Annotated in this window: 7 protein-coding genes and 1 pseudogene; 3 read left to right on the plus strand and 5 right to left on the minus strand. The window is 70.0% G+C overall.

The window, feature by feature from the left end; translation table 11 throughout:
• Positions 1–67: 67 nt before the first annotated feature.
• The 3 genes from ABTX62_RS05910 to ABTX62_RS05920 form a co-directional block, all read right to left on the minus strand.
• Positions 68–1,510 carry an FG-GAP repeat protein gene (locus tag ABTX62_RS05910; protein ID WP_352115012.1) on the minus strand — a complete coding sequence of 481 codons (1,443 nt, stop codon included), beginning with the start codon at positions 1,508–1,510 and terminating at the stop codon, positions 68–70.
• Positions 1,511–1,594: 84 nt separating this feature from the next.
• The gene (locus ABTX62_RS05915) at positions 1,595–1,798 is read right to left on the minus strand and encodes a hypothetical protein (RefSeq protein WP_352115013.1); all 204 of its coding nucleotides are present in this window, start codon (positions 1,796–1,798) and stop codon (positions 1,595–1,597) included.
• A 373-nt stretch (positions 1,799–2,171) separates the two neighbouring features.
• Complete coding sequence (locus ABTX62_RS05920) at positions 2,172–3,926, minus strand: ankyrin repeat domain-containing protein (protein ID WP_352115014.1); 1,755 nt, start codon at positions 3,924–3,926, stop codon at positions 2,172–2,174.
• A gap of 225 nt (positions 3,927–4,151) precedes the next feature.
• Here ABTX62_RS05920 and ABTX62_RS05925 point away from each other — a divergent pair.
• A pseudogene (locus ABTX62_RS05925) lies at positions 4,152–4,460 on the plus strand (ATP-binding protein); the annotation flags it as partial.
• A 69-nt stretch (positions 4,461–4,529) separates the two neighbouring features.
• On the opposite strand, the gene ABTX62_RS05930 reads toward ABTX62_RS05925, so the two are convergent.
• Positions 4,530–5,054: a YceI family protein gene (locus ABTX62_RS05930; protein WP_352115015.1), complete on the minus strand. Its 525-nt coding sequence runs from the start codon at positions 5,052–5,054 to the stop codon at positions 4,530–4,532.
• A 324-nt stretch (positions 5,055–5,378) separates the two neighbouring features.
• Positions 5,379–5,732 (minus strand): hypothetical protein, encoded by a 354-nt coding sequence (locus tag ABTX62_RS05935; RefSeq protein ID WP_352115016.1) that lies wholly within the window; start codon positions 5,730–5,732, stop codon positions 5,379–5,381.
• Positions 5,733–7,758: 2,026 nt separating this feature from the next.
• Here ABTX62_RS05935 and ABTX62_RS05940 point away from each other — a divergent pair.
• Positions 7,759–8,883, plus strand: a complete 1,125-nt coding sequence (locus ABTX62_RS05940; protein WP_352115017.1) for a cytochrome P450 — start codon at positions 7,759–7,761, stop codon at positions 8,881–8,883.
• Positions 8,884–8,972: 89 nt separating this feature from the next.
• A complete protein-coding gene (locus ABTX62_RS05945; RefSeq protein WP_352115018.1) occupies positions 8,973–10,328 on the plus strand; it encodes a serine hydrolase domain-containing protein in 1,356 nt (451 codons plus the stop codon).
• Positions 10,329–10,420 lie beyond the last annotated feature (92 nt).

The raw sequence follows: 10,420 nt of genomic DNA on the forward strand, positions 1-10,420 counted from the left end.
CGAGGGGTTGGCGAGATGACCCGGTAGCGGCCCGGCCCCGAGGTCGGGCCGCTACCCGGTCATGTGGTCACAGCAGGGGGAGGCTGTCGCCGCCGAGGAGTTGCCATCCGGAGGCGGGGAGCCCGAACTGTGAGGTGGTGAACATCTTGCTGCCGGTTGCGGTGGGCCGGGTGGTTCCTCCGGGCAGGATCCATGCGGCACCGGCGTAGTTGTTCTCGCCGTGCGCGGTGACGGTGAGTTCGGGGCGCCCGTCGCGGTTCACGTCACCGGCCGAGAGGGTGGTGCCGAAGTGGTCGCCGCTCTCGCTGCCGCCAGGGACGCCGGTGGTGCCCTGGCTGTAGGAGTAGGCGCCGGAGCCCGGGGTCCCGGTGCGTTTGCCGGGGATGACCGTCACCATGCCGGCGTCGGCGATGGTGCCGAGATTCTCGCCGGGCGCCCCCACCGCGATGTCGCCGACGCCGTCGCGGTTGAAGTCCGCGACCACGACCGATGCACCGAACTTGTCGCCCTTCTCCCCGGATCCGGGGACGCCGGTGGTGTCCTGGGAAAGCACGACGGGCTTGGCGTCGGTCGGCACCCCTGTCGAACCGCCGTACCAGATGAGGAGGCGCCCGCCGTGCTCTCCGTCGACTCCGCGCTGTCGGGGCTCGTCGGGGTCACCGGCGACGAGGTCGCCGTATCCGTCGCCGTTGACATCGCCGACGGTGGCCACCAGGGCGTCGCCGTGGGTCAGGGGGTGGCTCCACTGCGGTTCGTTTTCAGCGTTGACGTGGATCCGGCCGCCGGTGTACCCGCCGGCACGCCCCGTCACCGCCACCGTGTCGGCGCGGCCGTCGCGGTCGAGGTCGCCGGCGGTGACGGAGCCGAACCACTCGCCCAGTCCCATTCCCGCGGAGGCGGGCCCAGTCGATCGCGTGAAGGGGCCCCGGAAGGTCTGGGTGTAGTTCCAGCCACCGACCGTCACCAGGCTGGTGGACGAGGTTCCCTTGCCCGCGGCGGCCACGTCCCGGCCGATGCGGTCGAAGTCCTCCGGACTGTCGGGCGTCGGCAGAGCCCGCCCTGACACCAAGCCCGATCGGCTGCCCCACAGGATCGAGACCATGCCCTTGTCCTCACCCTGTTCGAGATCCTCGTAGGGCGCGCCGACGATCAGGTCGGCGTATCCGTCCCGGTCGAGGTCGGCAGAGGCGGTGGAGGCACCGAAGTAGTCGCCCCGCTCGGCGCTTCCCGGCACGCCGGGGGAATTCTGGGTGATCATGACGCGGGACTTCGCCGAGAGCCCGGAGGCAGAGCCGTACAGGACGATCACGGCGCCCGCGTCCTCGCGTCCGGCGATGTCCGCGGCGGGCACCCGCAGCACAACGTCGCGATAGCCGTCGCCGTTGAAGTCCGCAGGGACGGTGTCCCCGGCAGCGTGCGCGCTCGGGACCTGCACACTGCCGAGCAGCCCGGCGAGCCCAACAGCGGCGACGACCCGACAGTGGCCGCCGCGGCCGTCTCTCTTGGTCATATGGGTTTCTCCCACCTCAGGGCTGCCGCCGACGAACGGACGGCAACCGGAACATCGTCCAGGCATGAAAAGGCGCGATGCGGGTCAGGGCAAGGGGACCTGTCCCCTGCCCTGAGTACTGCCGTCGGCCTTGCGGAAGATCAAGTCGGCTCCGCAGCCGCCGGTGATGCCGCCGACGACCGTGGTGGCAAGAGCCGGCTGGGCGGGCGAACAGCTCTGCACCCGCCGCACAGGTACCGCGACGACGTCGGCAGCCAGTCGGCTGCGCGGCACGGCGGCTGCGCCCATGTGCTGCCCCTCCCGCAAAGCGACCTGCTTTCGCACAAGTGGGCGGATGCTATCAGTGAGTTGACGGCGATCTCCACAGGTCAGCGTGGGGCGGAGGGCGAGGGTCCGATAGCGGAATGCGCTCCGTCGAAAGGTGCTGGACGCGGGCGCCGGCCGAAGATCCCTGTGCGACGTGGTGCTGCCCGGCATGCCCAGGCATCGACTGAGCGGCAGCGGCGCACCGGTGTCCGATGGCAGCCCCACCCCGCCGTCGCACAGGCGGCGCGGGCCTGCTCGGAGCGGTTCGTGGGTGGGTATGTCACGCCGCGCAGGGGGGAGGCGGCACTCTTGCCTCCCCGAGCATGTGCGCCTCCGGGCCCATGGCCCGGGGCCCTCAGCGCTGGAGGTGCGAAGGCAACGGCACCCAGCGGCGCGGGCCGTGGCGATCCGCAACCTCCCGGCCGTCGTGGATCCTCAGCCCGGCCGCGGCACATGCGTAGGCGAGTGTGTCGGCGTCGTGCGGGAAGGCGGACCGGCGCTGCCAGAAGCGGAAGTGCCAGTGCGTGGCCGGGTCGGGACTGTCCGGCCAGAGGCCTATCTCCTCGTGCTCGACGACTTCGCCGTCGCGGGCCAGGGTGCCGAAAGTGCCGCCCTTGGGATTGAAGTAGATCCCGTAGGCGGCGGTGCCCGCCGATATCACCCGCAGTACGGCGTCGTCGCTCGGCATATAGCCATCCTGGGTGATCGCGCAGCCGCCAGGAGTCCCGGGCACGCTCGTCACGCCCACATAGCGGAGGGAATCGTCGTAGTCCATCGGTTCGAAGGGCGCGTGCTCGGAGTCTGCTCTCGGGCATTGCGCGGGGTCGGCGCCGAGCCGCCGGATCACCTCGTCCTCGCTCAGGCCCGGCACGAAGCAGATGCCGAGTCCTTCGGTCCACAGCTCCTGATCGCCGAAGGCAGCGATGAGCGCGTCCGCCGCTGCGAACGCCGCGGCTTCCTCGGCGGGCAGCTCCAACGCCCCCGGCAGATCCGCGACGAGTGGCGCGAGCGACGTGGTCAGCAGCAGCCGGCCCGGGGACCAGGGACCGCTCTGCGGCGTCCACACATCGGCCCCCGCATCGATCAGCGCTCGGACGCTGCCCTCGTCCACGCTGCAGGCGGCGTACCACAGCGGTGTGTGTCCGTCGTCGTCGCGTGCGTCGACCTCCGCACGATGCGACAACAGCGCGGCGACCGCCTCCACCGCCCCTTGTTCCGCCGTCAAATGCAGCGGGGTGGTGCCACGCCATCCGACGCGGGCGTCGACCGGTGCCCCTGCGCTCAGCCGAGCACGGATCAGGGCCGTGTCCTCCCAGTCCTGGTACCCCAGTCGCTGCCAGTCGGCCCGCGGCTCATAGCGTCGGCGCGCTTCCTCCTGGCGGCGCAGCATCTCGCGCTGGTGACGAGTCAGGGGCGGTGCCAGGAAAGCAGGCGGTCCGCTCACCTCCACGAACCCGAAGGCGCCCGGCTGCTCCGACGGATCGGGCGACTCGAGCGCCGGCCAGACCTCGAGCGCCCGCGCCGAGGCGGCATGGAGGGCCGCCACGTCGACCGAGGTGCGGGTCTCGGCAATCCCCTCGTCCGGCCACTCCACGACCAACTGAGTCTTTCCGGCGGGCGGGAGCTCTGCCAGATACAGGTCGACGTCGGTCTTGAAGAGGGACCGGCGGGGATGGTGCAAGCCGGGATCCAGCGGGATCAGTCCGACCGCTTGCGGTGTCGATGCCACGGTCACCTGTCCCTGTGAATCGGTGAACTCCACTCTCCGGTCCGTCGTGCCGTCCAGCGAGGTCACCCGGCGGCCGTCGGAGAACAGCAGCCCCACCCGCAACCCGGACTGCCGTCCCGCAGCCGCGCTGTTCTGGCGGGTCGTGCGGAAGACCGCCAGATGCAGGGTGGCTGCCTGTGGCCATACGGACCATCCCGTGAGCAGCACCTTCGTGTGCGGACCGGCGCCGAGCACCTCAAGCTGCGACACCAGCGCAGGAGCGAACCAGTCGACCGGCGGCGCGTACCGCCCGGCGTCCTCGTCCGGCCGGCCCAGCCGGACCAACGCCCCCCGCTCGGCGGCCGGTTCCTCCGGTAACACCAGATCGTCGAAGAATCCCATGCACCGATCGTGGCAGAGGGGTCTGACAGTGAGGAGATGGGAGGTATCGCTCAGGGGCCTGACCCTGGGTCTGACTGGCGCTTCGGCTGTCTGTGCGTCGAAGCATGGACGCGCTCTGCGGGATGAGGCTGCGATGGCCCACCGAAGTCCGAGGTCGACTTGTACGCGGCGATCCGCTGTGATGCCCGGGCAGGGATGTCGTACCGGGCGTTGATGCGGGAGTACCTGACCGAGACCATCCGTTACGGGCGCGTCGATCTCCTCTGCATAGATGAACTCGGCTACATGGAGCTGGACCGCAGGGGCGCGGAGCTGCTGTTCCAGGTGCTGCCCGAACGGGAAGAGAAGAACAGCGTCGCCATCGCCTCCAACCAGTCGTTTGGGGGACGGACAAAAACGTTCACGGATCCGCGACTCTGCGCAGCCATCGTCGACCGGCTCACCTTCGGCAGGAACATCATCGAGACCGGCACCGAGTCCTACCGGCTCGCCGGCACCAGGGCCGCCCAAACTCAGAACACCGCTTCAGGCTGACCAGCACCGGCCCCTCCCTGATGGATGTCGCGATCGCTGGCGCCCGACCACGGAGAGGCCAGGTCTCCTTCAGCGGTTTGCGACCACTTCCAAGGTGATCTTTAGACGGCGACCCGTCATGCCCTTGGCCTTTTTCACGCCGAAGGCGTACCTGTCCATCGTGGCGGTACCGTTGGCTGTGATCCGCGTGTCCTCACAGGCAACGGAAGTGATCGTGACGAGAACCGGCTGCGTTACTCCGCAGGCAGTCAACTCTCCTTGCAGTGTGGCATCCTGGGCGGATCTTTCCAGGCTCTGGCTCCGGAAGTTGATCTCGGGATGTCGTGCCACGTCCAGGTAGTCGGAGGACCTGACGTGATCGTCGCGCTGCTGATTGCCGGACTCGAAGCTGGCCGCGTCCATCGCGACGTCCACCGACGACTCTTCCGGTGACTCAGCAACGGTGATCCGGCCATGACTGATAGTGAACGCCCCACGGACTGGGAGCAGCCCGAACACGGCACGCGTGTCGAAACGGACCGTCGATGCCACTGGATCGATCTCGTAGGTGCCTGCCGCTGGTAAGGACTGCTCTGCAGTGCCTGGTACTGCCATGAGTGCGTAGCCTCCTCGTGCTGAAGATCCTCCTTGGATGGATCAGCCTCTCGCACACTGCGGTGGCTGCACCAGTCCCCTGCCGATCACCGACAGTGCACCCCCGTCGGCCCGCGCCGGGAGTCGAGTGAGGGGCCACAGCTCATCGCACTCCCGAGGGCTCGCTTACGCAACCAACACGGCAGGCGGGGACGCCGCGCTCCCGACCGTCAGAGGCCCAAGACGCCTTGGGCCACCCGCGCCGGCACACCGAGTGATACCGCCGGCAAGCCCCAGTCACGTCTGGCAGTCGGCCGATCACTGCTGATCGACCTCGAGGACGCTCTATATCTTGGGTCCGGGGTTTCTGGGTTGCCCTCCCATGCGGTGGTCGCTCCAGTCGATGCCGTCGTCGTACTCCTTGCTCGATGCGAGTCCGAGGAACCCGAGTAGGGGAGCTGCGATGAGAATGGCCCCGCACAGGCTGCCGATCGCGACGTAGGCCGCGGCGGCGGTGACGGCCCAGAACAGGACGTCGCACACGATCCTCGCCCACAGCGGGAACGGGTCACGCCACGCGTGGTAGCGGCGGTACAGGCGCACGAGTTTGCCGGCGGCACGCTTGGAACGGCCAGCCTTTCCCCGACCTGCCTTCCCTGCGTGGCCGTTGCCGTGCGCACGTCCCTTTTCGTCGCCCATGGACCTCCTTCTTCCCTTCGAGTGCCCGTGACCACAGCAGCTCTCCTCTGGTGGGCAGCCGCCGCTCCCGACCCGGTGCACGTGAGCGTGAACGTGCAGGTGTGTGCGGGCAGTTGGTTCGCTCGTCGGCGGGCCGGTCGGTGGTGCGCTGGGCACGGGGATGCTGTTCGCGCAGTGCCGGCACCTTCACCTCACCGACGACCCCAGGGGCTACTCGGCGGCGTGTGCGGGAAGCGCAGGGCAGGGCGGTCAGCGCGCCGACCGCAACAGCGGCGGCCGTGACGTGGTTCTTGCGCAAGAACAGGCTCCCCATGAATGAGCGGGTGGTGCCGCCTGTGCAGGACACACGTCCGGGCCCGGCGGTTGCACACAGGCAAGGACCTTCACCCGTTCGAGGGACGTAGAGGCACGTGGCCTGTGGCGGTAGAGGCCCGGGCCACCGGAGCCACATGCCCCGTGCCACTTCCCAAACTTCGGTGCAGACGTCTTCGGCAGAGGCGCGGTAGCTGCGGGTGAGGACCAGGTCGTGCCCCGTGGGGGTGGGGATGAGCTGGCCGGTGGGCTCAAGGGGCATGCCGTGCCTTCCTTGGAGTGGTCGTTGGCGGGCTCGACCCGCTTGCGGTCCCGTCGGGTGCGGTGAACCTCCATCTCCAGCGCCGCCAGACGCTGCGACCAGTCGACCCGCTGGGTGTCGAACCGGGTGAGCCAAGCGGTAGGGGGCCCGGCGGTCGTGAGTACGCTCCTGGAGGGCGGCCGGCAGGAGCGCCGCTCCGAACCGCGGTGCTGCTTGGCCGGAAATGCACGCAGCAAGCGAAGGCTGTGCCCTGTGCCCCGTCACTCCATCGCCGAATGCGCGTGCTCGAACAGTGGGCGCGAGCGCGCCGTGCCGGTCTCCGCCCTGGAATCGCGGGTTGACGGCGCCTTGGACGGGCCGGGCGACAGCCGCCGAACGTCGACCTTGAGCAGTACAAGGCAAACGACGTCGCCGAGCGCTGCTTCGGCAGGACTCACGCCATTCCGGGCTGTCGCCGCCCATTTCGACGAGCTGGCCGCCCGCTGTCTCGTCGGCCTCCGGATCGCCTCACTCGTCCGCCGGCTCCGCGCACGGTGATCCACACAGAACCCGAAGGGGATCGCCATGGTGGGCAGGGATGGCTCAAAAGGGATGGCTGGGCTGGCGCGGGGCTGCGCTGGGGTTCCGGACGCTCGAAGGTCGCCTTGCAGCGTGGTGTGAGGCCGTGGCGGCAACACTGCCGTCCGTCGGCCGTTGTGACCGATATCGGCAGGCGGGTGGCCGTGTGGCCAAGGGTGGCGGACGCGGTGGTACATCGAGGCCTCGTGATACGGCCCAACTTTCCCTTCGGGCTCTGGGTTTGAGTGTGAAAGAGCGGGATACACGCCCTCCTTGGTGGGCTGCTGAACGGCCATCTCCCCTTCAACTTCGGGGGGTTGCCATCCTGTGACCCAACGTGAAAACTGTGAACGCACCGGGCCGGGATGATCGTGTCCGAGCGCGTTCTTGACACGTGAATCGTAGGACAGGGAGTTCTGCGCAGGGCTGCTGCGCGGAGAAGTCACTGGGGGGACGTGGTGGTGTCTGCAAGGTGCCCTGGGCGCGTATGGCCGGGCTGCGCACGTGCGGGCTTGTCCGCTGCCCGGCGGGCGTCCGGACCGCTCGGAACCGCCGCCCCACCGTCCCTGTTCAGTCCTCAGTTCCGCTGACGCCGGGCCGGCATTCCCTGAGGGGTGGACAAGCCAGTCGCCCTCAGCGGGCCGACCCCGGCTGAGCCGGGCACCGGCCTAGTGGCGCCGAGCGACAACCGCCCCGCGGTGCCACACCTCGATGGCCGAACCCGTGACGGTCAGCGCTGCCCGCGGTCGGCCGCCGCGCACCGTCGGTGGCCCACCGCCGGGCACGCACGCCCTCACTCAAGGAGAAACGGTGACAAGCACACAACTGACCGGCGCCGCATCGCCTCTTGACGCGTTACCCGAGCGATGGCGGTCCTTACGTGACGCGGGCCCCGTGACGTACGACGAAGAGCGGCGGCAGTGGCACGTCGTGGACCACCGGGGCGTCTCGGCGGTCCTGTCCGACCCGGTGACGTACTCCTCCGACATGTCGCCGATCGCCCCCACTCAGGAGGACTTCGAGGCCTTCCGGCAGGGCAACTTCGTCGGCATGGACCCGCCGGAGCACCGCAAACTCCGCACCCTGGTGAGTCAGGCCTTCACTCCGCGAGTGGTCCACGGGCTCGCACCGCGCATCGAGGCCGTGTGCGCGCGGCTCTTCGACGGCGTCGCCGACCGCGACCGGTTCGACCTGGTCGACACCCTCGCCTACCCGCTGCCGATCATCGTGATCGCCGAACTCCTCGGGATCCCCGCCGAGGACCACAGGCTGTTCCAGGAGTGGGCCGCCACCCTCTTCGGCGGCGACCAGCTCGCGGACGGCCTCGACATGGCCGACCTGGAACGGGCGCTGGAGGCCATCGCTCCGACGGTGCGAGAGATGAACGGCTACGTACTGGACCACATCCGGCACCGCCGCGCTCACCCCGGTGACGACCTGACCAGCGCACTCCTCACCGCCGAGGTCGACGGAACGCGGCTGGAGGACCAGGAGATCGTCGGGTTCGTCGCCCTGCTGCTGGTCGCCGGGCACATCACCACCACCGCGCTCCTCGGCAACGCCATGGTCACCTTCGACCGGCATCCCGGCACGCTCACCGCACTGCGGAAGGATCCGGACCGGGTTCCGGACGCCGTCGAGGAAGTCCTGCGCTGGCTGCCGCCCTTCCCCGAGCTGGGCCGGCGCAGCACCCGGCCGGTGGCGCTCGGCGGCCACGAGATCCCGGCCGACACCCTGCTGATGGTGCACCTGGGGGCCGCCAACCGTGACCCCTCCCGCTTCACCTCGCCGGATGTCTTCGACGCGGCCCGCGACCCCAATCCCCATCTGACGTTCGGCCATGGCATCCATTTCTGTTTCGGCGCCCCCTTGGCCCGGCTGGAATCCCGAATCGCCCTGCAGATGATGACGGAACGTTTCTCCTCCATCGTGGTGCCCTCGTACGACGACGTCACGTACCAGAACCCGGCCGTCATCGTCGGCGTACGCCACCTGCCGATCTGCGTCACCAGGCCGTAAGCGCGCCGACGCGCACGCCCCGCACCGCTCACTCGCGGGCCGGCCGCGTCCTCCTCCCCGCACCCGCTCTCACCAGGAGTCACTTCCCCATGCCGTACCCGACCGCCGCTCCGGCCGCACACCGGCCGTCGACCTCCTCGCGCCAGGAGTTGAGCAGCCACCTCGACTCCCTCGCCCGCGTCCACCGCGTGCCCGGCGCCCAACTGGCCGTCCACACCGGCACCCAAGTCCTCAGCGCGCACACCGGCACGGCCGACGCCCTGGCGAACACCCCGTTCACCGCGGGGACGGCCGTCCCCCTGGGTTCCGTCACCAAGGTCGCCACGGCCGCGGCCGTCCTGCTCCTCGCCGACGACGGAGACGTGGACCTGGACGAACCCGCCAGCGCACTGCTGCCCGACTTATCAGGGGCGATACCCGATGTGACGGTTCGTCACCTGCTGAGTCACACCGCCGGTCTCCCCACCGGACCCGATTCCGACAGCGCCGTCGGCACCACCGCCTCCCGGTACCTCGCCGCGGTCTGCACCGCCCGGAACACCCTGTTCCCGCCAGGCACCGGCTTCTCGTACTCCAACGCGGGCTACGTCGCCGCCGGCCGCATCCTGTCCGAAGTGACGGGCATGACCTGGCAGGAAGCGGTGGCAGCGCTCGTCCTCGAACCCCTGGGCATCGTCCCCGCCTTCCTGGACGACGCCACCCCCGCCCGGCCGCTCGCCAGCGGTCACGCCCTCAACACGGCCACCGGCCTGGTACGACCGGCCCATCAGAACCTCGCCCCGGTGGAGGCCCCGGCGGGAGCGCTGCTGGCGAGTGCCGAGGACCTGGTCGCCCTGGGCAGGGCCTTGATCGGCAGGTCCGCCGGGCTGCCGGCCTCCGTCGCCGACCGGATGCGGCACCCCGAACCGGCCGCCGACCCCGGTGCCCTGGCCGACTCCTGGGGCCTGGGCCTCGCCCTCTTCCGACAGGACGGCCGGGTGTGGTGCGGCCACGACGGGAACGCCCAGGGAACCTCCTGTCACCTGCGGGCGGACCCCGACAGCGGCGTGGTCATCGCCTTCACCGGCAACGCGGGCGCCGCCACCGCCCTGTGGCGTGACATGGCCGCGGAACTCGCCCGGCTCACCGGCATGCGCGTGCCCACCGCCCCGGCCGCCGACACCCGCCGCGGACTCGCCGTGGCGCTCCCGGAGTGCGCCGGAACCTACCGCAACGGGGGCACCGAGTACCTGGTCAAACTCGACGGGGACGACACGCCGACGCTGTCCGTCGACGGCGACTACCCCATCCCGCTGGTCTGCTATCCGGACCTGTCCTGCGACCTGGTGGATCCGGCCACCGGCCGGGTCGAACCGGGCGGCCGCTTCCACCGTGATCCCGCCACCGGGGCCATCGATCGCCTGCAGATCTCCGGACGCACCGCGCGCCGCACAGGCACCGACTGACCACGTGCCGGATCGGCGCCGACTGACCGCCTGCCGGATCGGCGCTGTCTGATGGCGTGCCCGACCGGCGCCGTCTGACCGTGCGCCGGACC

The organism is Streptomyces sp. NPDC096046, from assembly GCF_040303285.1.
Taxonomy (GTDB): Bacteria; Actinomycetota; Actinomycetes; order Streptomycetales; family Streptomycetaceae; genus Streptomyces.

Bases quoted from the DNA above. Each gene is read 5' to 3' on its own strand.
- ABTX62_RS05945 (WP_352115018.1), top strand. From the start codon at position 8,973: ATGCCGTACCCGACCGCCGCTCCGGCCGCACACCGGCCGTCGACCTCC.
- ABTX62_RS05915 (WP_352115013.1), bottom strand. From the start codon at position 1,798: ATGGGCGCAGCCGCCGTGCCGCGCAGCCGACTGGCTGCCGACGTCGTC.
- ABTX62_RS05920 (WP_352115014.1), bottom strand. From the start codon at position 3,926: ATGGGATTCTTCGACGATCTGGTGTTACCGGAGGAACCGGCCGCCGAG.
- ABTX62_RS05930 (WP_352115015.1), bottom strand. From the start codon at position 5,054: ATGGCAGTACCAGGCACTGCAGAGCAGTCCTTACCAGCGGCAGGCACC.
- ABTX62_RS05910 (WP_352115012.1), bottom strand. From the start codon at position 1,510: ATGACCAAGAGAGACGGCCGCGGCGGCCACTGTCGGGTCGTCGCCGCT.
- ABTX62_RS05935 (WP_352115016.1), bottom strand. From the start codon at position 5,732: ATGGGCGACGAAAAGGGACGTGCGCACGGCAACGGCCACGCAGGGAAG.